Origin of the sequence: Nostoc sp. DedQUE05 (genome assembly GCF_034530955.1) — a bacterium.
Lineage (GTDB): Bacteria > Cyanobacteriota > Cyanobacteriia > Cyanobacteriales > Nostocaceae > Nostoc.
The window spans coordinates 1-25,618 of record NZ_JAVRCB010000005.1 but is presented as its reverse complement, the minus strand read 5'-3'; the positions used below and the strand labels follow the sequence as shown (position 1 = coordinate 25,618).

Annotated in this window: 23 protein-coding genes; 13 read left to right on the top strand and 10 right to left on the bottom strand. The window is 42.0% G+C overall.

What is annotated here, in order from left to right:
- The first annotated feature begins 457 nt into the window (after window positions 1-457).
- Both RMZ42_RS05190 and RMZ42_RS05185 read left to right on the top strand, forming a co-directional pair.
- Window positions 458-1,741 carry a glycosyltransferase gene (locus tag RMZ42_RS05190; protein ID WP_322670394.1) on the top strand — a complete coding sequence of 428 codons (1,284 nt, stop codon included), beginning with the start codon at window positions 458-460 and terminating at the stop codon, window positions 1,739-1,741.
- Between the two features lie 87 nt (window positions 1,742-1,828).
- Window positions 1,829-2,095 carry a hypothetical protein gene (locus RMZ42_RS05185; RefSeq protein WP_322670393.1) on the top strand — a complete coding sequence of 89 codons (267 nt, stop codon included), beginning with the start codon at window positions 1,829-1,831 and terminating at the stop codon, window positions 2,093-2,095.
- Window positions 2,096-2,298: 203 nt separating this feature from the next.
- On the opposite strand, the gene RMZ42_RS05180 is transcribed toward RMZ42_RS05185, so the two are convergent.
- The 4 genes from RMZ42_RS05180 to RMZ42_RS05165 all read right to left on the bottom strand — a co-directional run bounded on the left by RMZ42_RS05180 (window position 2,299) and on the right by RMZ42_RS05165 (window position 7,228).
- Window positions 2,299-2,820 (bottom strand): DUF2085 domain-containing protein, encoded by a 522-nt coding sequence (locus tag RMZ42_RS05180; RefSeq protein WP_322670392.1) that lies wholly within the window; start codon window positions 2,818-2,820, stop codon window positions 2,299-2,301.
- 66 nt (window positions 2,821-2,886) lie between these two features.
- Entirely contained in the window at window positions 2,887-4,998 is a 2,112-nt protein-coding gene (locus RMZ42_RS05175; protein ID WP_322670391.1) for a TIGR00300 family protein, read from the bottom strand.
- A gap of 335 nt (window positions 4,999-5,333) precedes the next feature.
- Window positions 5,334-5,456 (bottom strand): hypothetical protein, encoded by a 123-nt coding sequence (locus tag RMZ42_RS05170; protein WP_322670390.1) that lies wholly within the window; start codon window positions 5,454-5,456, stop codon window positions 5,334-5,336.
- Window positions 5,457-5,614: 158 nt separating this feature from the next.
- Window positions 5,615-7,228 carry a DUF1565 domain-containing protein gene (locus tag RMZ42_RS05165; protein WP_322670389.1) on the bottom strand — a complete coding sequence of 538 codons (1,614 nt, stop codon included), beginning with the start codon at window positions 7,226-7,228 and terminating at the stop codon, window positions 5,615-5,617.
- A 399-nt stretch (window positions 7,229-7,627) separates the two neighbouring features.
- Here RMZ42_RS05165 and RMZ42_RS05160 point away from each other — a divergent pair, with 399 nt between their 5' ends.
- Complete coding sequence (locus RMZ42_RS05160; protein WP_322670388.1) at window positions 7,628-8,164, top strand: GNAT family N-acetyltransferase; 537 nt, start codon at window positions 7,628-7,630, stop codon at window positions 8,162-8,164.
- A gap of 1 nt (window position 8,165) precedes the next feature.
- Here RMZ42_RS05160 and RMZ42_RS05155 read toward each other — a convergent pair whose 3' ends face one another.
- Together RMZ42_RS05155 and RMZ42_RS05150 are read right to left on the bottom strand one after the other, a co-directional pair.
- Complete coding sequence (locus RMZ42_RS05155) at window positions 8,166-8,444, bottom strand: hypothetical protein (RefSeq protein ID WP_322670387.1); 279 nt, start codon at window positions 8,442-8,444, stop codon at window positions 8,166-8,168.
- 361 nt (window positions 8,445-8,805) lie between these two features.
- The gene (locus RMZ42_RS05150) at window positions 8,806-11,187 is read right to left on the bottom strand and encodes a phosphoketolase family protein (RefSeq protein ID WP_322670386.1); all 2,382 of its coding nucleotides are present in this window, start codon (window positions 11,185-11,187) and stop codon (window positions 8,806-8,808) included.
- A 255-nt stretch (window positions 11,188-11,442) separates the two neighbouring features.
- Between RMZ42_RS05150 and RMZ42_RS05145 the strand changes: the two genes are divergently transcribed.
- The gene (locus RMZ42_RS05145) at window positions 11,443-11,967 is read left to right on the top strand and encodes a hypothetical protein (RefSeq protein ID WP_322670385.1); all 525 of its coding nucleotides are present in this window, start codon (window positions 11,443-11,445) and stop codon (window positions 11,965-11,967) included.
- A gap of 531 nt (window positions 11,968-12,498) precedes the next feature.
- On the opposite strand, the gene RMZ42_RS05140 is transcribed toward RMZ42_RS05145, so the two are convergent.
- A complete protein-coding gene (locus tag RMZ42_RS05140; protein ID WP_322670384.1) occupies window positions 12,499-12,630 on the bottom strand; it encodes a hypothetical protein in 132 nt (43 codons plus the stop codon).
- A gap of 143 nt (window positions 12,631-12,773) precedes the next feature.
- Between RMZ42_RS05140 and RMZ42_RS05135 the strand changes: the two genes are divergently transcribed.
- Window positions 12,774-14,093: a hypothetical protein gene (locus RMZ42_RS05135; protein WP_322670383.1), complete on the top strand. Its 1,320-nt coding sequence runs from the start codon at window positions 12,774-12,776 to the stop codon at window positions 14,091-14,093.
- 76 nt (window positions 14,094-14,169) lie between these two features.
- On the opposite strand, the gene rimM is transcribed toward RMZ42_RS05135, so the two are convergent.
- Both rimM and RMZ42_RS05125 read right to left on the bottom strand, forming a co-directional pair.
- The gene (gene rimM / locus RMZ42_RS05130; RefSeq protein WP_322670382.1) at window positions 14,170-14,778 is read right to left on the bottom strand and encodes a ribosome maturation factor RimM; all 609 of its coding nucleotides are present in this window, start codon (window positions 14,776-14,778) and stop codon (window positions 14,170-14,172) included.
- A gap of 100 nt (window positions 14,779-14,878) precedes the next feature.
- Entirely contained in the window at window positions 14,879-16,162 is a 1,284-nt protein-coding gene (locus tag RMZ42_RS05125) for a valine--pyruvate transaminase (RefSeq protein WP_322670381.1), read from the bottom strand.
- A 384-nt stretch (window positions 16,163-16,546) separates the two neighbouring features.
- Between RMZ42_RS05125 and RMZ42_RS05120 the strand changes: the two genes are divergently transcribed.
- From RMZ42_RS05120 to RMZ42_RS05085, 8 genes are all read left to right on the top strand, one after another.
- Window positions 16,547-17,656 carry an S-(hydroxymethyl)glutathione dehydrogenase/class III alcohol dehydrogenase gene (locus RMZ42_RS05120; RefSeq protein ID WP_322670380.1) on the top strand — a complete coding sequence of 370 codons (1,110 nt, stop codon included), beginning with the start codon at window positions 16,547-16,549 and terminating at the stop codon, window positions 17,654-17,656.
- A 429-nt stretch (window positions 17,657-18,085) separates the two neighbouring features.
- Complete coding sequence (locus tag RMZ42_RS05115) at window positions 18,086-19,699, top strand: NAD(P)H-quinone oxidoreductase subunit 4 (RefSeq protein WP_322670379.1); 1,614 nt, start codon at window positions 18,086-18,088, stop codon at window positions 19,697-19,699.
- Window positions 19,700-19,820: 121 nt separating this feature from the next.
- Window positions 19,821-20,426, top strand: a complete 606-nt coding sequence (locus RMZ42_RS05110; protein ID WP_322670378.1) for a Uma2 family endonuclease — start codon at window positions 19,821-19,823, stop codon at window positions 20,424-20,426.
- A gap of 26 nt (window positions 20,427-20,452) precedes the next feature.
- Entirely contained in the window at window positions 20,453-20,869 is a 417-nt protein-coding gene (locus tag RMZ42_RS05105) for a XisH family protein (RefSeq protein ID WP_322670377.1), read from the top strand.
- A complete protein-coding gene (locus tag RMZ42_RS05100) occupies window positions 20,857-21,192 on the top strand; it encodes a XisI protein (protein WP_322670376.1) in 336 nt (111 codons plus the stop codon). The genes RMZ42_RS05105 and RMZ42_RS05100 overlap by 13 nt, the downstream gene beginning before the upstream one ends.
- 89 nt (window positions 21,193-21,281) lie before the next feature.
- Window positions 21,282-21,428 (top strand): hypothetical protein, encoded by a 147-nt coding sequence (locus RMZ42_RS05095; protein WP_322670375.1) that lies wholly within the window; start codon window positions 21,282-21,284, stop codon window positions 21,426-21,428.
- 540 nt (window positions 21,429-21,968) lie between these two features.
- A complete protein-coding gene (locus tag RMZ42_RS05090) occupies window positions 21,969-22,562 on the top strand; it encodes a DUF4360 domain-containing protein (protein WP_322670374.1) in 594 nt (197 codons plus the stop codon).
- A 112-nt stretch (window positions 22,563-22,674) separates the two neighbouring features.
- Window positions 22,675-23,238 carry a hypothetical protein gene (locus RMZ42_RS05085; RefSeq protein ID WP_322670373.1) on the top strand — a complete coding sequence of 188 codons (564 nt, stop codon included), beginning with the start codon at window positions 22,675-22,677 and terminating at the stop codon, window positions 23,236-23,238.
- Between the two features lie 173 nt (window positions 23,239-23,411).
- Here the strand turns inward: RMZ42_RS05085 and RMZ42_RS05080 are convergent.
- Window positions 23,412-25,618: COR domain-containing protein (locus RMZ42_RS05080; RefSeq protein WP_322670372.1), on the bottom strand; the 2,207-nt coding region annotated here is incomplete at its 5' end.

The window sequence follows — 25,618 nt, the reverse complement described above, 5'->3', positions numbered from 1 at the left end:
TCTAACTCTCTCCTAAAAAGCTACAGTGTACACATATCTTGGTAATGAAGCCCAAACCCTGAATTTACCCCCCTTAATCCCCCCTTATAAAGGGGGGAGACCGGAAATTTATCTAGTTCCCTCCCCTTTATAAGGGGAGGGTTAGGGTGGGGTAAAACCCCTGTGTATACCGTAGCCTAAGAAAATAGGAAAGCGGAAAACCTTTGTTGCTGTCAGGGGAGTGCCTCAAAGCATCTCTTCTAAAAAGAGAGAGATCGGACTCTATTGCACACAAACTAGAAGCACTATAAACATCTACTTCAAAATCTAAAATTTCAGCTATTTAACAATGCGTAAATCCTTAGTCTAGTTTTATTAGTGGGAATTTCTGAGCCAAATAATCAGGATGTTCATGAAACATTTGCTGCGTAAATCCTAAGTTAAAAACCAGCAATTTTCTGAAATATTCCCTTTTATTATGACTAAGCAAAAACTTCGCATTGCACTGTTTACAGGGTTGTATGCTCCTTTTTTGACTGGTGTTTCCGTTGCAGTACACCAACGAGTTCGTTGGTTGCTAGAGCAGGGACATGAGGTTTTTCTAATCCATCCGCAAATCAACGATCGCTACCCCAAAAATGTTGGCGATCGCCCCATGCCAGGTTTGGAGGAAATTCAATCTTTTCCTAATTTCTCTGCTTACGCATTCCCTACAGAACCGCTGCTATTCTATAAGTCTCTTCCTCAACCGTTGAACTATCGACATTGGAGCGATACCAAGTTGCTAGAGAAATTCAAACCCGATATTATCGTGGTTGAAGAAGCAGCCCAAATGAGAGGTTTATACTCATTTTTCTTACAAGGTTATGGTCGCCCAATCGGCACTCAATACGCAAAACGAACAGGCACGCCAATAATATCACTCTTCCATACAGATATTGTTGCGTATATCAAATATTACTTTGGAGACCGATTCTTCAATTTGGTTCGTCCCATCGTTCCCGTTTTAGTTAAGCAATTTAGTGAGTCTTATGACTTCAATTACTTCTCTTCTAAAGAACAATTGACTAAATACGAAGAACTGAAATGCCAACGCGCTGAATACGTCGCTTATCAAGGTATCGATTGCGAAAAATTTCACCCGCGAAACATTTGTTACGATCCTATTCCTAACGATAACCGACCAACTTTGTTGTTTGTTGGACGCATTACACCCGAAAAGAATGTCAACCAATTGCTTGATATCTTTCCAGTCATAGCTGCTAAAATTCCTGATGTCCATCTGGTAATTGTTGGTAGTGGGCCGCTAGATGAAGAGATCCGGGAGCGTGCTAAAAAGTTTGGAGCGGGTATTACTGTATGGGGTGAGTCCCACGGTACAGAACTTCTAGGTTGGTTTGCTAGAGCGGATGTTTTTGTCAACCCCTCCGTCACCGAGAACTTCTGCACGACAAATAACGAAGCATTAGCCTCTGGAACTCCTCTGGTTGCTGTTGTTGCACCTTCAACTTCAGAACAGGTATTTCCTGGTCGTAACGGTTTCCTCGCCCAACCTAACAATCCTACAGATTTCGCCCAAAAGGTAATTGCAATTTTGGAAAATCCCGGTTTGAAAGCAGATATGACTAGACACGCTCGCCCCTCTATACTCGAATTTGATTGGTCAGCGTGTATGCAGAAATTTGAACATAAACTTTACCAAATCGTTGAAGGAGCGCAGAAGGTGGAGGTAGGTACAACCAGTGTAAGACTACAGCAATAAGAAATATGGCGATCGCTAGTACTGTAAATACTAGCGATCGCTAAATAGTTATAGCACATTACTAGCTGATGCTTACAATATCGTGATATGCACCATAAAGAAGACAGTTCGTATTTTTATGTGCGTGTCCCTGCACGAGTTTTAGGATGTCTATGTGCTGGTGAAATTACGATTATTCTATTTCCTGGGCATGGGTTAGTGCTAACAGAACCAATCCAAACCTATCTCATTCCTGAAAACTTGAGAATGCCCAATAGTGAGTTTGATGTGTTGTTCAAACATCCTGGGCGAAAGATGATCCGAATCTTACGACACAACGAATTCTGTCCAGAAATAGATGCAAGTCATGAGTGAAGTTCAACTTATTTCAAGCATTGGAGAATCGACATCTAAAAACCAACTCTCATCAACAAATTCTATATTTTCATCATAAATAAGAACTAATTCCCCAATCTTTTGATTGTTTTAACTCACAATGCGATTGCATCGACTGACAATGCGATTGTCTCGACTTACAAAAAGTAATCCACTTTATCTATTAAGCTGTGCGATAAAACTTACAATTTGGTCAAGCTAGTTTTAGCACCATGCCACCCATGCAAAATTGGCATAGTAAACAATCCCCACGCCAAACCCGTAATCAACCCGAAAGGCGTAACCAGATAGTTATTAAAATTCCACAAACCAAAAATCTGTGCTGCTAATTCCAAAGGATAAGCCATCATTAGCACACTTGCGATCGCCACACCACTCCAGCCATATTGATTTAACCAGTAAAATCCCTTACCACCAGTTATCCCATACAACAGACGAGTAATTAGCAAACCCGTGACAGTGCCGTAGCAGCGCATACACACAGCCATAATAAACGGTGGTGCTAAATCTAACCCCATATCTGGTTGCGGACAGACATGATTACCCATGAAATAAATGATGTCCGCAATCCCAGGAAGCAAAGACACTCCAGACGCAGCCAAAAAGGGAGCAATAGGCGGGCCAAAAACCATTCCTACCAACAAGAAATCAGCTATAAAACTTACCCAATTAACCTGCAATTCACTGAAAGCTACTCTTGTCATTTTCCTTTCTTCTCCTATCGGAGACGCTACGCGAACGCGCCCTTCGCGTCTTCGCGGTTCATTTTCCTAACCTACCTTATTTACATAAGGACTTGTCAACTTATCCAACTGCTGAATCAACAGACTGAGGAACAAACCTACATCTGTCACCACACCCACTGATTCTACAGAACCGCGATCGCTTAACTTAGTCACTACAGCTGGATTAATATCGACACATACCATTTTCACTCCTGCCGGAGTCATATTACCCACGCCAATGGAGTGCAGCATCGATGACAGCATTAAAATCATCTCTGCACCTTCTAGGTGTTTGGCATATTGCTCTTGTGCTTGAATCAAATCCATTACGGTATCAGGCAAAGGCCCGTCATCCCGAATCGATCCCGCAAGCACAAAAGGTACATGATTGTGGACGCACTCATACATGACGCCACTTTTAATTGCTCCCGCCTCCACAGCTTTGGGAATGCTGCCATAACGACGGATACTATTAATTACCTTGAGGTGATGGCGGTGTCCTCCATGTACGGCGACACCCCGCTTCATATCTACACCCAAGGAAGTGCCCATGATATTTTGCTCGATGTCGTGAACTGCGATCGCATTACCACCAAGCAACGCCTGTACATATCCTTCCCGAATCAGTTGCGCCAAGTGTTCGCCGCCACCAGTGTGAATTACCACAGGCCCAGCCGTGACAACTACTTTACCACCAGCATCGCGGATTTTACGCAATTCCCAAGCCACTTGCTCAACGACTAATTCCACGCGCCGTTCGCTGGAAACTCCTGCCGACATAAAGCTGAATTCTTGAGTGCTGCGGAGTTCTCGCGATTCCGTTTTGCGGATGGTGCGGATACCTAAGACATCTACAATTACCTGTTCGCCAACTTTTAAATCGCGGAGTATTTTACACCGAGCTACAAAGCCATTGGCAGTTTCGGTAATGGCGATCGCGCCATCCATCCGCTGATTTTCTACCTTCACCCACTGACCATTAATTCGCACTTCCGTGGGATAAATTGTACTGACGTAGAAATCATCAGGCGCAACGCCATCTTGAATTACCGGCTCTAGTTTTGCATCTCGCTCATCATGGGGTAAATCTACAGCACCCAAATCAATCAATCGGGAGATGATTTCTTCCATCACCTCATGGGATGGTGCTGATACTCTCACCTCGGCGGCTGAAGTACTTTGCCGTTGTTCTCCCAAATTGAAATTCAGGACTTTGAAACTTCCCCCGGCATCTATAATCAAATCCAAAGCGCGGTTAATTAAGCCAGCATCTAGCAAGTGTCCTTCCATGCGAATGACACGGCTTTCTACCGAGACAGTGGCATGAAGTTCATCTCTAACTGGTTCTGTAACCCGCAGAGTTAAGCATTTAGCCGCCCCACCAGCTTTGAGAAATTCCGTCAGCGGCGTTTCTAACACATGGAAACCTGCATCTGCAAGGCGGGTTTTCAAAGCATCACTCGTCTTGTTCATGATGACGATGCTATCCACATTCACCGCATTACAAGCGAAGTTGACTGCATCAGCCTCTTCAATTGCGATGCGCTTTTCGGGTGCGACTCGCATTTCAATTAAGCGGTTGGAGTAAGAATCAAAAGCACCGGGATAGTATAGCAAATAGCCATTTGCTAGGGGACAAAAACAGGTATCCAGGTGATAGAAACGTTCATCGATTAATCGTAGAGATAGCACCTCAATATCCAGCCATTTAGCTAGATAAGGGTGAGAATCTAATTCCGAGCGGAAACCGTATCCCGCCCATAACCAGCGTCCTTCTCGATCCAGCAGTGCGTCTCCTGCTCCCTCAAAGGGCAAATCTTTGGGAAGTTCATTGACTGTATAACCATTTGCCTCAAACCATTGTTTGAAGAAAGGCTCCTCTCCCTGACGTTCCTTGTGCAAAAAGCGACTGAGGACAACATTATCGCCCAGAACCAAGCCAGCATTGGCGGTAAAAACCAAATCAGGCCAGCCTTTTTCCGGTGGTACTAAATCGACAATGGCGTGTTCTTTGAGGATTTGATGTAGTCCCTGCCACTGTTCCACGGCGCGATCGCGCGATGATTTGTGAATATTCCCTTCCATCCAAGGATTAATCACATAGTCCACGTCATAGTGGTCAGGAGGGCACATTAAAAAGCGAATCCGGGAAGTCATAAAAATCTTACAAGCGTTTTATATGCTACAAGCTTACTTTGAATACAGACTTTTGTTTTTTCTACAGGTAAAATCTGTTACTAGAGCATCTATCTTTTGATAGTTGAAGACTTTATCAAGCCTTCGCTCTCAATTCTATTACTGGAACATGGTAATAATACCAATTCAAAATTCAAAATCAAGAAAGCCTGATTTAATTTAGGTTTCCAAGAAAGTGGGGCCACTGGGGGCGTATTAGAGGGCGAAGCAACTAGATCGAATTCATCGGCATTAGCACCAAAATCTTTATCAAATGCTTTCAAATTCACAGTCTATAGTATGCTAGTAACAAGCAACTAACCACTATGTTCGGCAAGTAGAGTTAAGCGAACGTTTGTTTTCCCAGCGTTCGCCTTTAACTTTTCACCAACACCCGTGACTTGAATAGCACGCTTGTTAAACTGAAGGGTAGGTAGCATAAGGATGCTCCAGAGGCAGAGGTATGCAGAGGGCATGGAGAAGAGACAAAGTAGACGAAGAAGAGAGGGGGAAGACTTGGGAGAGAGTTGTTCAATAATTCCCCCTTGTCCCCTTGTCTCCCCTGCCCCCTGCCCCCTGCCCCCTGCCCCCTGCCCCCTCAAGCAGTCACTATATAAGACGAATCGATCGCTGCTACACGCCCAGCATCTACCAAAGCTTGATACACTATCGCCGCTACCTCACCGCGTGTAGCATCGCGGGTAGGATTGAGTTGTTTCAGGTTTGGGTAATTGACGATAATTTTCTTGTCTATAGCTTTTACTACTTCATCCTTGGCATATTCAGGAATCTTGGCTTGGTCATCGAAAACTTTGATAGTTGCCGTACCATCACTAGATAACCCCAATCCATTCACCAGAGAGACAATCACTTGCACGCGCTGGATATTTTTGTTGGGACTAAAGGTATTGTCGGGAAAACCAGAGAGAAATAAACCCTGATATGCCTGCTGAATTACCTTGGATGCCCAGAAGTCTGCTGGTACATCTTTGAATTTGATCGCCGCACGGTTTGGCGATGGGTTGAAAGCTTTTACTAGTATTGCCGCGAATTGTGCCCGTGTCATTGTCGCATCGGGTTTAAATGTGCGATCGGGAAAACCATTAACTATCCCCAATTTGACTAATTCCTTAATAAACCCACCTGCCCAATGATTCGCAATATCGGTTAATTCAATAGCAGGTGTTGGAGTTGGAGTTGGAGTTGGAGTTGGCGTTGGCGTTGGAGTTGGTGTTGGCGTTGGAGTTGGAGTTGGTGTTGGCGTTGGAGTTGGAGTTGGAGTTGGTGTTGGCGTTGGAGTTGGCGTTGGTGTTGGAGTTGGCGTTGGTGTTGGGGTTGGAACTGAACTATCTGCAAACTCTATGTTTCCGGTAACTTTAGACGCATCTATTTTATTTCCTAAAGAAATCAGCTTGTTGGAACTGACATTTTGCAAATCGAATTTACCGTTATTGCGTAGAGTATTGCCCCCTGGATTATTGTTACTGCCGATATCCGGTAGAGCAGTTCCAATTACTGTGATCCCATCATCAGTGTTATTTTCACAGACATTATTACGTAATACGGGACGAGCGCTACCAGAGATGACAATCCCAGAACGGTTTTCATAAATTCTGTTATCTCGAAGGATGGGTGATGCAGTATCGCTAATGGCAATGCCAAAACCCGTTTTAGAGTAGGTGTTATTTTCGATTTGACCTTTAGAATTTTTAGCGATCGCAATTCCATTAGCTGCATTCTCACTGAACACATTACCTAGAATCACTGGGTTAGCATCACCTGTAGCAAATACTCCCTCCCGCTTATTGTTGATGAAGGTGCTATTAGCAACAGTAGGGGCAGTTGATTCAATCCAAACACCACTACCACGACTAGCCAAATTTGTTACAGTCACTCCTCGGAGTTCAGCTTTATCCAGCAGTACAAAAGTGACATTCTGACCAGCAAAAGTACGGCTTAGGTAAGTACCACTTCCTTCAATCAAAATACCATTGCCTTTATTGGTTTCATTACCCACCACTGTCACACCAGATGGAACCGTTAACGGAAAGACTTCACCGCTAGCAGCATTGTAATTACCATTTGCTAGTTGAATTTTGGTATCAACAGTAGCTACCTTAAGGGCTTTAGTAATAGTTTTGAAAGGGGCTTGTTGGCTACCTGGGTTGGCATCACTGCCTGTTACTGAATTTACGTAAAAAGTTTGAGCCATATTTATACTTTCATAAAATACATAGCTATCCTAGCGCTAACCATAAAGGTAGGTAGCAGTTGATGCATTAAGTAAGTTTAAGTACTTTTCATTACAAAGTTAAAAAATTATGTAAATGCTTTTGGGTTTCACTAGTACTCGACTAAATGAACTACCTTTAATTGGCTTCTCTACGAGACGCTCCGCGAACGCCTGAACTAGAGGTTTCTACATCCTCTAGAACAATATGAGCAAAATTACTTTGAGATTTTTGACGCGCGAATTCAATCAGTAAGATGTGAAAATTACAACGGAGATCGAGAGTGAACCTTGGGGTGAAAGGTTGTTTCAAGTCACAGACCCCAACGGTGTCGTGATTCAACTTGTCTAGTGAATCGCCAAAAACATAGGAAAAACAGTATGAATTATGCCCCGCCACCTGGGATAAGGATAAACCTCCGCCCTGCTAGCTTTGCTGATTTGGATTTATTGCGCCACTGGGATGAACAACCTCATGTGATTAACTCCGATCCTAACGATGACTGGGGCTGGGAAGTACAACTTGAACGCACTCCCGAATGGAGAGAGCAATTGATTGCTGAAATTGATGGTCGTCCCATCGGATTTATTCAGATTATCGATCCAGCACATGAGGATAGCCATTACTGGGGTGATGTTACGGCGAATCTTCGTGCAATTGATATCTGGATTGGGGAAGAAACTGATTTGGGTAAAGGCTATGGAACACAAATGATGCGGCTTGCACTTGCTCGATGTTTTGCCGATCCGCAAGTGACGGCTATACTTGTCGATCTGCTAGCCAGTAATACTCGCGCTCACCGCTTCTATGAACGCTTTGGCTTCAAATTTATCGAGTATCGACGGTTTGGTGACGATGAGTGCTTTGTTTATTGTCTGAGTCGAGCAGATTGGCATGGTGAAAGTGAAATTAGCTAAATCACCAGATGAGGAACAATTCAATAAACGACTGCCCGAATTCAATAAACGACTGCCCGAATTCAATAAACGATCGCCCGAATTCAATAAACGACCGCCCGAATTCAATAAACAACCGCCCGAATTCAATAAACGACCGCCCGAATTCAATAAACAACCGCCCGAATTCAATAAACAACCGCCCGAATTCAATCAACGACCGCCCGAATTCAATCAACGACCGCCCGAATTCAATCAACAACCGCCCGAATTCAATAAACAACCGCCCGAATTCAATCAACGACTGTTTGAATTTAATATAACGTGAGTTCGACAGACCTTTCCCGGACAGCCTCCCTTTCCTAAAAGGCGAACGCGTAGCGTCTGGGTAAGGAGAGCGAGGAGAACGAGAAAAGAAAAGTTTTTGCTCCCCTCTCCTGGTAGGAGAGGGGCTGGGGGAGAGGTCAAAATAGCACTCGTCGAACTCACGTTAAAGAAAGGCTTGTCGCTTCACAAGGGGAGAGGTGATTCAAGGATTTTTGCAAGAGGTCTACTTATTTCCTATTTAGAACTTACGCAAAACCGCACATTATAGGGGCAATTGATGAATTGCCCCTATCTGAAAATAAGGGTTTCGGTTATTGTTTGCGTAAGTCCTCCGATTAATAGGGCCACTTCCAATCGCGAATTTCCGGCATATCGTCGCCGTACTTATCAATATATTGCTTGTGTTCGATCAATTTGTCTTGCAAATGTTGCTTGACATAAGCTGCCCTATATCCCAATTTTGGTACGCGCTCAATTACGTCCATCACTAAATGGAAGCGATCGAGTTCGTTAAGAACAACCATATCAAAGGGGGTGGTGGTAGTTCCCTCTTCCTTGTAGCCGCGCACATGCATCTGCTCGTGGTTAGTATGACGATAGGTTAAGCGATGAATCAACCAGGGATAGCCATGAAAGGCAAAGATAATGTGTTTATCTGTGGTGAAAATCGTGTCAAAGTCTTTTGCGCTCAAACCGTGGGGATGTTCGCTTTTTGGCTGTAGTGTCATTAAATCGACTACGTTCACCACCCGCACTTTTAAATCTGGGAAGTGCTGGCGCAGAATATCCACAGCCGCCAAGGTTTCTAAGGTGGGAATATCCCCAGCACAAGCCATTACTACATCTGGATCGCCGTCTTGGTCGTTGCTTGCCCATTCCCAAATACCGATGCCTTTGGTGCAGTGCTTGATAGCAGCATCCATATTTAGGTATTGCAATGCTGGTTGCTTTCCAGCAACGATAACGTTGACATAGTTACGGCTTCTCAGGCAGTGATCGGTTACTGATAGCAAAGTGTTGGCATCGGGGGGCAAATACACCCGAACGATCTCTGCTTTTTTGTTGATTACATGGTCAATAAAACCGGGGTCTTGGTGGGAGAAACCGTTATGGTCTTGTCGCCAAACGTGAGAGGTGAGTAGGTAATTGAGGGAAGCAATCGGTCTACGCCAGGGAATATGTCTAGTCGTTTTCAACCATTTGGCGTGCTGATTGAACATCGAGTCAATGATGTGGATAAATGCCTCGTAGCAAGAGAAAAACCCGTGGCGTCCTGTGAGGAGGTAGCCTTCTAACCATCCTTGACAATTAGTTTCGCTGAGAATTTCCATCACCCGACCATCGGGGGAAAGGTGGTCATCTTCGGGGAGGATCTGGGCTGCCCAATCCCGGTCTGTAACTTCTAGCACAGCGCCTAAGCGATTCGATACCGTTTCATCGGGGCCGACGATGCGGAAGTTGCGGCTTTCTTGGTTAAGTTGCATGATATCCCGGAGAAATTTTCCGGCAACTTGGGTAGCTTCAGCGATCGCTTGCCCTGGTTTGAGAACATCTACGGCATAGTCTCGAAAGTCGGGCATTTTCAAGTCACACAGCAAAAGACCGCCGTTAGCGTGGGGATTGTCACCCATGCGTCGATGCCCCTTGGGAGCCAGTTCTGCTAGTTCGGGAATTAGTGTGCCGTTAGCGTCGAAGAGTTCTTCTGGTTTGTAACTCTTCATCCAATCTTCTAGGAGTTTCAGATGTTCTGGCTGTTTGGCGATGTTGCCAAAGGGGACTTGGTGCGATCGCCAAGAACCTTCTGTTTTTTTACCATCTACTTCCTTTGGCCCTGTCCAACCTTTGGGGGTTTTCATGACAATCATCGGCCACTGAGGACGTTCAGTGTAACCATGTACGCGGGCTTCTCTTTGAATGCTTTGAATTTCGGCGATCGCTATATCTAGAGTCGCCGCCATTTGCTGGTGGACATCTGCGGGATCGTCACCTTCGACAAAGTAGGGCTTGTAACCGTAGCCGACAAACAAGCTTTCTAATTCCTCATGGCTAATCCGTGCCAATACTGTTGGGTTAGCAATTTTATATCCATTCAAGTGCAGGATCGGCAGTACAGCCCCATCATGTACGGGGTTGAGAAACTTGTTGGAATGCCAGCTAGTTGCTAAAGCACCTGTTTCGGCTTCGCCATCTCCGACAACAGCAGCAACAATTAAATCAGGGTTATCAAAGGCAGCACCATAAGCGTGGACGAGGGCATAACCTAATTCCCCGCCTTCGTGGATCGAACCAGGAGTTTCCGGTGCAACGTGGCTGGGAATACCACCAGGGAAAGAGAATTGTTTGAAGAGTTTCTGGATTCCTTCAGCATCCTGGGAGATGTTGTGGTAGTACTTGGTGTAAGTTCCTTCTAGGTAGGTGTTAGCTACCAGTCCAGGCCCTCCATGACCGGGGCCAGCAATATATATTGTGTTGAGGTCATATTTTTTGATTGCCCGATTCAGGTGAGCATAGATAAAGTTCAACCCTGGCGTTGTTCCCCAGTGACCCAAGAGCCTGGGTTTAACGTGTTCCAGCTTTAGGGGTTCTTTTAGTAGCGGATTGTCCAGTAGATATATTTGCCCAACCGAAAGATAGTTAGCTGCACGCCAGTAGGCGTTTATCTTCCGCAATTCTTCATCAGTTAAAGGCTTTGTTTGTGGAGGACTGGCTAATGTCATTTCGACACTCCATTACAAAAGGATTTTGACGGATTCACCAGTATGTAATCTTACTTATTTTCAAGATGATGGCCATCTAACCGATGATGAATTTTTTCAGCCTTTGTGACTAAATTCCTTAGCTCATCACTGGGTGCTAAACATGGCTGAAATACTCAAATTACGTATAGTACTTATGTACGATATGTAAGTTCTAGTTATGTAAAAACTCTAAAGACATAATGAACTAGATTGTGTAAAACTGAACAGTTGTTTTTGAAATTTTGGAGTTTAGGGATGTCAAGCGATCGCCTTTGTCACCTTGAGAATGTTCTGAGTCGTTTACGTCAACAGGTGTCAAGTAAAGAATTGACGTTAACAAAGACTCCCGATGAAGACAAGGAGCGAATTAAGTTTCAGATCGCTGACTTGAAAAAAGAGATGCGGCCGTTTGAGCAAGAGTACTGGCAGATTTTATCACAGCAGTCAGGATCTATCGATATTTCGGAACAAGAGGCACAGGTTGTAGTTGCAGAAATTGTGAACCAAGTTGGTGAAATTGAGGTAAGCTCATCTACTTACTCTGATGAAGTCCTTATGCTCTTAAAAGAAATCCGAGATAAACTGAATCAGCCAGGTAAATCAGCAGCAGCAAAGCTCAAAGGAGTAATTTCTTCAATTCCCCCTTTTGTAGGAATTTCTTACGAAGCCGAGCTAGATACAGAAAACTTCTTGCGTAATCATTTCCCAACTTTTACTAGCTGGATTAATAGAACAATTAAAAAAAAACAGATTCTTTAAGTTATAGTGAACACTATTTTAGTAATTTAAGCACTTCTTATAACTCAAAGATAGAAATAAAAAATGAATTTAAAATTTTTCTTGATAATACTGAAACAAAGTTCGCACATCGAAATCGTGAGAGTATTTCTCTGAATGATTTATTTGTTTTCCCTAGTCTAAGAGTTGTAAAGAAATCGCTAGAAGAAACTCCATTAAAAATTTCCGGTGAAAAACTATTAGAATATGATAGTCGTCTCCTTATTTTAGGAGATGAGCAGTCAGGCAAAACTACTCTTGCAAAAAAATTATTCCTAGATGCTCTTTCCCTTGGATTCCTACCTTTATTCGTTGAAGGAGCAAATATAAAAAATTCTAGGATTGAGGAACAAATTGCAAAGTTAGTTTCAGCTACATATCATTTTATATCTGCGGAAGAATTCATTCAAAAACCTAATATTATTTGTATTGTCGATGATATATCGGTAAGCACACTTAATAAGAAGGCAAAAAGTAAACTTATAGCAAGTCTTAATTCAATTTTTCCTTATACTATTCTACTTGCAGAGGAGTCATTTGCATTTGCTGTACCTGATTTTCCTGAACTTGATGATTATAAGAAGTTAGAAATTCTCCCTTTCGGTAATGTCCATCGTGCCGAACTAATTGAGAAATGGGTTGCATTAGAGTTAACTGAAGAAACAGACGATCAGCAGATTTGGGCAAAGATAGATGAACTGCGTCTCCATGTGGACTCGCTTGTAAACAAGAATGTAGTTCCAGCAAAACCATTCCATATTTTGATGCTTCTTCAGTCTTTCGAGACAGTGACCACACAGAGACTTGAACTCACTGCTTATGGACACTATTATCAGTATTTGATCTACCAAGCCCTAGAGCGTGTTCATGTAAAACGAACTGAGATTGATACGTACTTCAATGTTTTATCAGAACTTGGGGGAGCAATTTTAGAGTCTCCCTCCGAAAGTCTTGATGACTCTGACTTGGATACATTCTTTAAAAAATATTCAACTAATTTTCTTCCAGTTGATCGAGATAAAGTGATTGGAGATTTGGTCAGTTCATTTATTCTGCAACGCTCAGAGACTGGTTTAAAGTTTCGTTACCGTTATCTGTTTTACTTCTTTACAGCGAAAAAATTGGCAGACTCTCTTCATCGAGGAGAGGAAGCTAAAAAGAGAATACAACATCTAGTAAATACGATTCATCTTGAGAAGGCAGCTAACATAGTTTTATTTCTTACGCACCATTCCAAAGATCCTTGGATTCTTGATGAGATTCTACTTTCTGTCATGGATATCTTTACTGATGATAAAGAAGTAACACTAGAAGCAACTTCTTTATCTTTTCTTCAAGATTTTGTTAAAGAAATACCTGACCTTGTTTTAGAGAGTCGTGACGCAAGGCAAGAACGATTAGAAAATGATAGACAGAAAGATTTAATTGAACAACATGAAGAGCAGAATAGTTTTGTGGATGATAATGAAGACTTGCAAGACTTAATGGTAAAGGTGAACAAAGTATTCCGAGCAATTGAAGTCTGTGGACAAATTTTAAGAAATAGGCTTGGCTCTCTAGAGCGAAACTCTCTAGAGTTAATCTATGAAGAATCACTTTCGGTTTCACTAAGATTTCTTAACGTATTTCTAAGATTTTCAGAATACGTGCGAGAAGAGTCAATCAGGAAAATTAAAAAGATATTAGAACAGAGTCCAAATCTTTCCAACGCAAAAGTTATTCGGGAAGTTGAGTCTTTTTACTTAGGGATTAATTACATGATTATTTTGGCGATGCTTTACAAAATTGCGTTTTCTTTAGGTTCTGCTAAAGGTCGTGATATCTATATTAAAGTAACAGAAAGCAACTATAAGCCTTCATTCTGCTTGATTCAAGAAATTATTGAATTACAGTTTGAAAAAAAATTAGATACTCATAAGATTGATAAATTGCACTCTGAATTCTCCAAAAATCCTGTTTGCGATCGTTTATTGAAACAGATTATTTTACGCCACTGTTATATGCATGATATAGGATATAGGGATCGTCAAAAACTAGCAACCAAGCTTAATATTTCAATGCACGATCAGCGTTCAATTTTGCTCGCATCAAAAATAACTCAAGATTAGTTTGTTATTCACACAAAAATAAAATGCTGTGAAGCTATGGTCAAGCAATAACAACAATTTAATAACAATGAATAATCTAATTATTAACTTCCAATAATCCAGGCGGTGGCGTAATTTCAATACGACCAGATGGCAAGTCTACCACTGGTGCGATCGCTTCTACAAATGGAATCAAAACAGTCTTTTGCCTTTTGTCATTTGTTATTTGTCCTTTGTCATTTGTCATTTGTCCTTTGTCAGTGGTAAAAGATGGGTGTAATTTTACTTCTAGCAAATCATTGCCGGCAGGGATGATGTCTACCACCGTACCTACGAGTTTGCCAGATGCTTGCATAAAGACTTCTAAGCCAATCAAATCGAGGACATGATATTCATCTTCGCCTAATTGGGGGCGATCGCTTGCTGGTACCATTAACTTACAACCGCGCAAAGCCTCTGCGCGATCGCAATTTTCCACGCCAGCTAATTTGACCACATACAAGTTTTTGTTACTGATGTAACGTCCTGTCAATAATTCGATTGGCTGCGGTTCTGTGTCACCTGAACACAACAACCAACGTTTTCCCGGTACTTCAAATCTTTCGGGAAAGTCTGATACAGGATAAACCCGTAATTCTCCAGACAATCCTTGAGGGGCAACAATCTTACCAATTTCTAACCAATTATCTAATTTGTCATTTGTCATTTGTCAGTTGTCATTTGTCATTTGTCATTGGGCATTGGAGAAAAAATTCTTATAACTCCTAACTCCTAACTCTTAACTCCTAACTCCTAACTTTCTCTAATCAGGCAGTCACAGCCGCACGCTGATAAGCTTCTTCGGCCACTTTTGCTAAACGTTGCATAGCAGTGGCTATCTCTTCATCTGTACCTGTAAGGCTGATGCGGAAACATTGGTGCTTGTGCGCCCACTCTTGGTCTAAACCGGGGAAGAAGGTACTTCCAGGGACAATAATCACACCTACTTGCTTAACTAGCTGGTAAAATTCCCAATCACTCATGGGTAAATCCTGTAACCACAACCAAGCAAAAATTGCTCCTTCACCGCGATGGAGATACCAAGGTAAATCCTTGGGCATCGCTTGTTCTAAGCTGGTTTCTAAAACGGTAAATTTATTTTGGTAAAAGGGACGAATGACAGTGTGAGAAATTTCCACTAGAGCACCAGAATTGATTGCATAAGCTGCGATCGCTTGGCCGTAACGTGAAGAATGGAGACTCATGTTTGCTTGGAAACACTCCAGCACTTCAATCCACTTTTCATCCCCAATAGCTATACCAATTCTTTCTCCTGGTAATCCGGCTTTCGATAAACTCATGCAGTGGAGGATGTTATCACCGAACACTGGTGTCATGTCGGTAAAGTTTAATGCCGGGAAGGGAGGCGCATAAGCCGAGTCAATTAACACGGGTAGATTGTAAGGCGCAGCTAGGGCAGCAATCTTTTTCACTTCATCATCCGTGAGGACGTTACCAGTGGGATTACAGGGGCGAGAGAAGAGAACACAACCCGTATTTTCTGTAATCGTAAGTTGGCTGAAGTCGGGGCGATATTTAAATCGATGGGCGGCTGCATCAATATCGAGAGTTGGTTTGTAGGCAGTTAAGGCTTTTGGAACTAAGCAGATACCGCCGTAACCTGTGTAATCAGGGCTGAGGGGTAAAACGATTTGTTTTAACTCGCCGCTAGGGGTGTAGCCACCGAAGGTATTGGCAGCGTAGAAGTAGAGGGTTTGACTACCGGGGGTGATGAGGATATTGCGATCGGTTAATTTTAACCCGTAGCGTTTGTTAAAATCGTTGGCGATCGCTTCAACGAATGGTGCATACCCTTGACTTGAACCGTAGCGGCAAACTACCTCACCATATTCTGGACTAGCCAAAAGCTGTGCAGTGCAATCCCGCCATAATTGCTCTACCTCTGGCAAAATCAACGGATTACCAGCACTCAAATTAATAAACTGCTGCCCTGCACCCGCTCGTAATGTTTCGATAATATCCTTCATGATTGCTCTGACGCCAGTCAGGTTGGACATTTGAGCGCCAATTTGAGTTAGGGCAGGGTTCATAAGCTGTGACAAAATGTATTAATTGAGAGGTGGACAAATTATTTGGGGATTGCTGCTGACATCCAGTTTACATTGTTGTCAAAACAGCTATTACCGCCTTTAACCAATCTAGCGAGAGAATGACATTTTAACAAAGGTAATAATATTTATCGTTATAGCCGCGATCGTGCTTAGTAGATACTGATGAAGTAATACAAAAGTCTATCATGCGTTCAATGCCTGTGAGGAAACTGGGGAGTAAAGAAGAGAATAGAGTACAGGTTGCAGGGTACAGGTTACAGGGTACAGGGGGAGCAGGGGAGGCAGGGGAAGCAGGGGAAGAAGACAAATGACAAATGACAAATGACAAATGACAAATGACAAAACTATACAGGAGCGCTGACATTGGAAGTTAAAGCAGCAGTAGCTTACAGTGCAGGTAAGCCGTTGACGATTGAAACCGTTCAACTATCAGGGCCACAAGCCGGTGAAGTTTTAGTTGAAGTGAAAGCAAGTGGGGTTTGTCACACCGACGCTTTTACTTTATCTGGTGACGATCCCGAAGGTTTGTTTCCGGCTATTTTGGGACATGAAGGTGCTGGTGTGGTAGTGGAAGTAGGCGCTGGTGTCACCAGTCTCAAACCAGGCGATCGCGTGATTCCCCTCTACACTCCCGAATGTCGCCAATGCGAATATTGTCTGAGTTTCAAAACTAATCTCTGTCAAGCCATTCGCCTAACTCAAGGACGCGGTGTGATGCCCGATGGCACCAGTCGCTTTAGTATTGATGGGCAGATGATTCATCATTATATGGGTACATCCACTTTTGCTAACTATACGGTGCTGCCAGAAATCGCCTTAGCAAAAATTCGGGAAGATGCTCCCTTTGATAAGGTTTGTTACATTGGCTGCGGTGTGACTACTGGTATTGGTGCAGTCATCAATACTGCCAAGGTGGAACCTGGAGCAAATGTTGTGGTTTTTGGTTTGGGTGGTATTGGCTTAAATGTCATCCAAGGGGCGCGGATGGTGGGGGCAAATATGATTGTCGGGGTAGATATTAATCCCAACAAACGCGCCTTGGCGGAAAAATTTGGTATGACACACTTTGTTAATCCCCAAGAAGTAGAAGGTGATTTAGTTCCCTATCTGGTTGATTTAACAAAAGGCGGTGCTGATTATAGTTTTGAATGTATCGGTAATGTCAAAATTATGCGTCAAGCATTAGAATGCTGCCACAAAGGTTGGGGCGTCAGCGTGATTATTGGTGTTGCTGGTGCTGGACAGGAAATCAGTACTCGTCCTTTTCAACTAGTAACTGGGCGCGTTTGGAAAGGTTCAGCATTTGGTGGCGCTAGAGGACGTACAGATGTGCCGAAAATTGTTGATTGGTATATGGAAGGTAAGATAAATATTGATGATTTAATTACCCATGTGATGCCCATTGAGCAAATTAATGATGCTTTTGAATTGATGCACAAAGGTGAATCAATTCGTAGTGTGGTGACTTTTTAGCTGTTAGAGGATGTTTTAAAAGGGTATTTTGCTCTCATAGCTAGCACATTAAAGTATCTCAGTACATAGCTAAACCTTAAATTGGCGTTGCACTTAACCCAATACAGAGGGTTAGGTTTATGACTCAACTTAGAAGCGTAGAGTAAATAGTCCTGACAATTGGGCTGAACCAAAAAATGTAACTGTATTGTAACGGTAGCTTTAGCTACCGTTTTTTGTTGACGTTGCAAAAGTTTACATTTAGAATGGAATCGTCAAAACCCGATAAGTATTTATTCTTATTTTTCCTGAAAATTTGACATTCAATGAGTATATGTTCTTATCTTTGTCAAAAATTTCATCTTCTAGAGTTAAAGAATGTTTACAAAAGTATTGATTACTTAATATAATTAAATCAAAAGTGATAAGGCAAATTGATTGTCAGAAGTAATGAATGCTATTGAATTTCCCTGGCTAACAGCCATAATCCTCTTACCCTTGGTGGCTACCTTAGCCATCCCCCTAATCCCAGACAAGGAAGGTAGAACTGTGCGGTGGTATGGTCTGGGAGTTGCGATCGCCGACTTTGCACTGATGATTTATGCCTTTTGGTATAAGTACGACTTCCAGAGTTCAAGACTCCAACTTATAGAAAACTATCCTTGGATACCGCAGTTAGGTTTGCATTGGGCTGTGGGGGTTGATGGTTTATCGATGCCCTTAGTGCTTCTGACAGGCTTAATAAATACCCTCGCAATCTTCGCGGCTTGGAAAGTTAACACCAAGCCGCGATTATTTTATGGTTTGATGTTAGCGATGTACAGCGCCCAGCTTGGCGTATTTGTTGCCCAAGATTTGCTGTTGTTCTTCCTGATGTGGGAAATCGAGTTAGTGCCAGTTTACTTGCTGATTTCCATTTGGGGAGGACAAAACCGCCGTTATGCCGCTACCAAATTCATTCTTTACACCGCTGCTGCATCAATATTTATCTTGATTGCCGGTTTTGCACTTGTCTTCTCTGGAGATACCGTCACTTTCGATATGGCGACTCTAGGAATGAAAGAATACCCCAAAACCTTGGAATTATTGGTTTATGCAGGTTTCTTAATTGCATTCGGTGTGAAAATGCCGATTTTCCCTTTACACACTTGGCTACCTGATGCCCACGGTGAAGCATCAGCACCCGGTTCAATGATTTTGGCTGGTGTGTTGTTAAAAATGGGTAGTTATGCTCTCATCCGCTTCAATGTGGAAATGTTGCCCAATGCCCATGTGACTTTTGCCCCAGTGTTAGCAGTTTTGGGTGTGGTTAACATTGTCTACGGTGCTTGCTGTGCCTTTGCTCAAACCAATCTCAAACGCCGCTTGGCTTACTCTTCAATTGCCCACATGGGGTTTGTGCTGATTGGGATTGCCTCTTACACAGAGCTTGGTATCAGCGGTGCAGTATTACAGATGGTTTCTCACGGCTTGATTGCTGCTAGCTTGTTCTTGCTGTCTGGCGTGACTTACGATCGCACCCACACCTTGATGATGGATAAAATGGGCGGTATGGCTAAAGTAATGCCCAAAACCTTTGCTCTCTTTACCATTGGTTCAATGGCTTCTCTGGCTTTACCCGGAATGAGTGGTTTTGTGGGTGAGTTGATGGTGTTTCTGGGTATCGCCAGCAGTGATGTTTACAGTTCCAGTTTCAAAGTTGTAGTCGTGCTGCTGTCAGCAGTTGGCGTGATTTTGACACCGATTTATTTACTGTCAATGCTGCGTCAAGTGTTCTACGGAGAGCAAAATAAAGAGTTGCACTTGGATGCTGTAATCTCTGATGTCAAACCCCGCGAAATATTTATTACCGCTTGTTTGCTACTGCCAATCATCGGAATCGGGTTTTATCCCAAATTAGCAACGCAGACTTATGATGTGAAAGCAGTAGAATTAGTCGCCCATGCTCGTCAAGTTCTACCAGTTGTTGCTCATCAACAACCATCAAGTCTGTACTCACGTATTTTCTCTGCACCAACATTGGCTACTTCTCAAGTTGAAAGTTCAATTAATATTTCTGAGTAAATTAATTTCCCATTAAGGGGTCTGCAAGTAAATTCTAAATTTGAAGGGGTGGTTTTGTAACCACCCCTAAAATTTTGCCAAGATATATCCTAAATACAGGTGAAGCCCCAAAATATTAATTATGACCATTAACTTACCTATAGCCATAGAAATTATACCAATGGTCTTGCAATTGCAACCTGCGATCGCACTAACTGACGACCAGTTTTATGAATTTTGTCAGTTAAACCCCGACTTTCGTATCGAACGTAATCCTGCTGGAGAATTAGTCATTATGCCCCCAACTGGTTCGGAAACTGATGAACGCAATTTTAACTTAGTTGGGCAGTTGTGGGTATGGACAAAGCAAGATGGTACAGGTGTAGGGTTTGGTTCCAGTGGTGGGTTTACTTTGTCTAATGGTGCAGTCCGATCGCCCGATGCAGCGTGGATAAAACGCGATCGCTGGGAAGCGATACCACCAGAACTGCGAAAAAAATTTGCACCGATTTGTCCTGAGTTTGTAATTGAATTGCGTTCTGAAACTGATAATTTGCGAATTTTGCAAGACAAGATGCAAGAGTATATTGATAATGGCACTCAACTTGGTTGGTTAATTGATAGAAAACAACGCCGAGTTTTTATTTATCGTCCTAATATTGCGGTTGAACAATTAGATAATCCAAAAACGCTTAATGGTGAACCTTTGCTAGCTGGGTTTGTTTTGGATTTAAGTCAGATTTGGTAAGGAAGAAATACAAATGTTAGGAATCTATGGCAGCGAAAGACATATTCCATGATGCAGTAAGACGCGCTTTAGAGAAAGAGGGTTGGCTCATCACTAATGACCCGCTTTTCCTCCGTTTTGGTGGTTTGGATATGTACATCGACCTTGGTGCAGAGAAAGTTTTAGCAGCTGAACGAAATCAAGAAAAAATTGCGGTTGAAGTTAAAAGCTTTGTTGCTCCATCTACTACAACTGAATTTAGTACTGCTTTAGGACAGTATCTCAAATATCAATTAGCACTTGAAGAAGAACAACCTGAGAGGCTTTTATATTTAGCAGTTCCTTTAGACACCTATCGTTCTTTTTTTACCTTAGAACTGCCACGCTTATTAATCCAACGTTACCAAGTTCGGCTGATTGTTTTCGAGCCAGAAGAGGAGGCGATCGTGAAATGGCAAAAGTAGAAGAGTACCGTCAACTTATTCAAGAACTGTTGCTAGCTTACAGTGAAATCAAAGCCAGCAACGAAGAAGTAGAAGCAGAAGTTATTTTTGATAGAGAACGCGATCGATATCAACTTGTTCATGCAGGGTGGTCAAATAAGCGCCGTGTATATGGCTGTGTTTTGCATCTAGATATTAAAAACGAAAAAATTTGGATTCAACACGATGGTACTGAAGGAGGTATCGCCAATGACCTTATTAGTCGAGGTATACCTAAAAAAGACATAGTTTTGGCTTTTCATTCCCCCTTTAAACGACAATTTACCGAGTTTGCTGTTGGTTAATAATTCCAATCTTCATGAGTTAACCCTCATTTCACCGTAGATTGTGAAAAGATTATAGTTAAAGCAGGTGAAGTAGCCACAAAGCCATTATGACCACCAACTTACCTGTAGTCACAGAAATTATACCAATGGTTTTGCAATTGCAACCTGCGATCGCCATGACAGACAATCAATTTTACGAGTTTTGTCAGTATTTCCTCACAAGTTCCTCACATTCTCTTTCATCAGATATCTAATATAAGGACAAACGACATATACATCTCTGTAGTTTTAAGATTATTTTTATTGATATTCCAGTAAATTCCAATCTGAATACTGGCAAGATTTAAGTTTTAATAAGCACCGTATTCCCTCACAAGTTCCTCATATTCTTTTTGTAAATTCAGGATAGAGACACTTAACTATTGCATGAATTAGCTTGAGAGTTTACACCTTCTTGTGTTGGGGTATTTCGGCAAAAGCTAGACTGCCTCTTTTCTTAGCGAAGGTATTGAAGCTTAATTCTACTTTTGCATTTATAGGAGAGTTCTCTCATGGATTTTACAGAGAAAGTGCCATTTTTTAATCTCAAGACTTTAGGCTATTACAGGTGAGTCCTACGTAGGTGATGCTATACCTACACTAAGTTAATTCTTGCCACAGTTAAAAACGATTTAGTTTCTAAATAAAGTAAACCTTCTAGAGATTTATCCTGCACTAGTTAAATAGTTGGGGGAGATGCATTTTGACTGCATTTTCCATGAAAAAACAACTTTAACAACATAGGTAGAATCAATATGAATTTTAAACAATTTGGTCTATTACTGTCTCTAACTACAATTCTTGGAATCAACGCGATCGCAACCAAGGCTTTGGCTGATGAGCCTAGTATTACTTTTGGAGATGCAATCGGGTCTGGTGGATGTAGTGTTGCCGATCAGCTTCCTGGAGATGATGGTAGAAGCTTATCGATCGTCTTGGATAACTTTAGTGCATTCAATGGTCAACGTCAAAAGTGTATTTTACGCGTTCAAACTTTTATTCCAAGTGGTTTCATCGTCCAAGATGTACAAGTACTGTACCAAGGAACTACTGATATTGATAGCAAGAGTAAAGGTACTAGCTTAAACAGAACTTATAGCTTTAGTGGTGGTGCTCTTGGTCAAGCCGTAGCTCCCCCTAAAACTAGCAAGTTTACATCTAGTAAGGCATTTGCAGAGCAAGATGAGATTACTGTTCTAGCTGCTACAGGTTTATGTAGTGGTGGTGGGCAAGGACTATTAGGTATTAATATGATTGCACAATCCTCACGAGGAAGTTCTATTTTCGTTGATACAGCCGATCTCAATGCTGGGGATGTAAGGCTTTATTTTGACCTAAGACGTTGCTAGTCCTCGCTTTTAGCGATTCTGCGCATAGATAGTGATACACCGCAGCAAATTCCAAGTTTAGTGGTCTTCAATGAGTGGTGAATCTAAATCCCCCACTCATTGAATCTACCGAATGTATTCTTCTTTAAAATTACAAATTTCTGTTGATGGAGAGGAAGTTATGTTGAGATTAAGTGATGCACGTAATTTTTTCATATTAATGTGCTTGTTTTTTTTCTGTTATAATGCCAATTCATCTAGCACCGCTGTTGCAATAGATAACCAGCCAAACTTTTTGGTTAATAAGAGATGTAATATAACTTTCAATCCGCAAATAAATCAGTTTACACTTGGCTCTAATATAACTGTAAACGCACAATCACCAAGGGCTAGATGTATCGTTAGAATTAATACTTCTAATACTCAAAAGCAATTTAGGCTCGTGCCTTTAGCTGTAAAAGGTGTAGTCAAGAACGCACCAGCACAAATAGCTATCTCATCATTTTTACTTGGCGATAAACCAACTCCATATCAAATGATGTATGGAAGTGCTATGAATTTTGATTTGACTAATCAAATACCTCTAACTAACTATACAACTACAGGAAAAAGTGTTTTAGGCATTAATTTAGTATTAATGACGAACGGAGGAGAATTAGAGTTGACAGAGCTAAAGTTTGCACTTCAACAACAATAAAATGTGGTTTTAGTGCTGGTGGCTCCTTCAGGAAAAAGGTGAAGAACATTAAGATGTTGGGGTGGTGCGATCGCTTGTGAGTCAGAATGAAAACATAAATTTATCATTCCAGTTTCTAGTAAAACAAGCTGGTATTTAGGCGGTGAATTTTACTTTTCAGTCTGATTCTTTGTTTAAGCATCTATGAAACCCTTGGTGGCTGCTATGACAATGCTGACAGCAGGATGATCAACAGCTTTTTCCAGAGCTTCTGATCCTGCTTCTTTCAGGGCATTGATAATTCGAGCTTTCAATTTTGGCTTCTGTTCTATTTGCTCTACTGCTTTGACGCCAACCATTGCAGTACTAGAATATTCTTGTGACAGTTGATCTAAAAGTTCTTTAATATCTTTTGCAGCTTGTGCCAAGTTTTGCGAGTTGTTGATTTGAGTGCCGATTTTATCACGCATGACTTTATCGCCACCAACGTTATCCCCAGAACCGTATTGATTTACTGTTGACATTGAATTATTTTCCTTTTGACGAATTTGATTTTGTTGTTCTTGAACTTGATTTAGGTTGAAATATATATTAGATGGTATTTGCGGAGATTGAGGAGGATTCGCTTCAACCCCTAACTGCTCTAAAAAAAACCTCTCTTTACCCCTATCTATCACATCATCAATTAAGCTTAAAACATTCGCTTTTTCAAAGCTAATATCACATTCAATATCATATTTTTGTTTAGCAATGCGATTTCTTAAATTTTCAAGCTTATAAAAGTGTGGCTCTTGGTTATCTTTGCAAGTGATACAATTACAAGGGATTAACTTATTGTACTTCAGTCGCTTATACGACTCATGAATTTTATCAAGTTCATGTGTAACTATGGTCATCAAATCTCTTTTGTGACGACCTGAGGCTCGAATCTTAATCTCCCGCTTGCCGTAATATTCAATCACCTCAGCTTTGGTCTGGTCTTTGCTAAGAACAATGCCGCTTTTCCAGACACATTTTTGTTCAGTAATCAACTCATGCATGGCAACTATGAACTGGGTGATAATGCCTTTGGGCATGAAGTCGTAAGTGTAACGCAGAATCAGGTTGTCGGTTTGATTCCAGTTATACGAGGGTTGATTAGCAGATAACAGTTGTGGGGCAATATACTTTCCTTGGCTTCTAGGAATTTCGTAGCACAGTTTGAAGTTGATCATCAGGCGCAATAGTTCATCATGCATCGTGGCATATTCGTCTTCACACCAGATGTTTGCCAAGTCAGACCGGGTGAAACTGCCCAGGTTACCAATCACTTTTTCATTATCCAGCACTCTGTAGACTGCATTAGTTCCCCACTTGGGTTTGAGGATGACGGTCTTGTTCAAAAGTGGGTCTTCTTGGAAGTGCAAGCATACTCCCAAATCGTGCAGATAGCTGCTCAACTGCAACTTGTCATTTCTTTGGGTGAATCCATTTTGTTGACAGATATTCAGGTATTCATCCAAGCTAATGTAATTGCGTGCGCCACTCTCCAAAGCTTCCCGGACTCTAACCCAGGTTTTTGGGCTACGGTGTATACACGGTAGGGTTTTTGGGAGGGGACTACCAATATGGGGCAGGTTTTTAACGTAATGTTTGATTTGTTCTAAAACTTGTTCTAAACCTCTGTTTTTAGCAAGGTTTGTTGGTAAAGTCTCCTTCAAATTAGTAAACTGCCCCCGTAACTCACGTTCATTAATCTCCCGATGGCGGTTTTGCTTTTCATTTTTGATGATTAGCAGCGGACTGTTATCGCTCAACAGTTCTACAACATTTAGCCAGTAATAAAAATCCGTGTCTTCCTTGCGGGTATCTGCCACCAAAGCATAGAGTGAACGCTTGGTGAGGAAAAACTGGTGAGTAGCGTGGTAAATCTCTTGTCCCCCAAAGTCCCAGATATTGACTCGAAATTTTCGCTTATTTTTCATTGGGAAACTCCACTGGATAACTTCAATTCCCTTGGTAGAGTCTTCCTCTTGGAGTTGATAATTTTGGTCTTTAATTTTCTTCGCCAGTGTTGTCTTCCCTGCTCCTCCTTCGCCGACTATTAGTAACTTTGCTTCATACAGATAATCTGTGCCTTCTGCTTTGAGTTGCCGGAAATAATCCCTAATCGCCGTAATACCTTTTGCAACAATTTCTGGCGGCGGCTTTTCGATGGGGTTGCCACTTAAATCCAGGGAAGTGAGTTGTTGCAGTCCGGCGATCGCTTCTGGCAGTGTCGTTAATTGGTTGCCACTTAAATCCAGGGAAGTGAGTTGTTGCAGTCGTCCGGCGATCGCTTCTGGCAGTCTCGTTAATTGGTTGTAACTTAAATTCAGGGAAGTGAGTTGTTGCAGGCGGGCGATCGCTTCTGGCAGTGTCG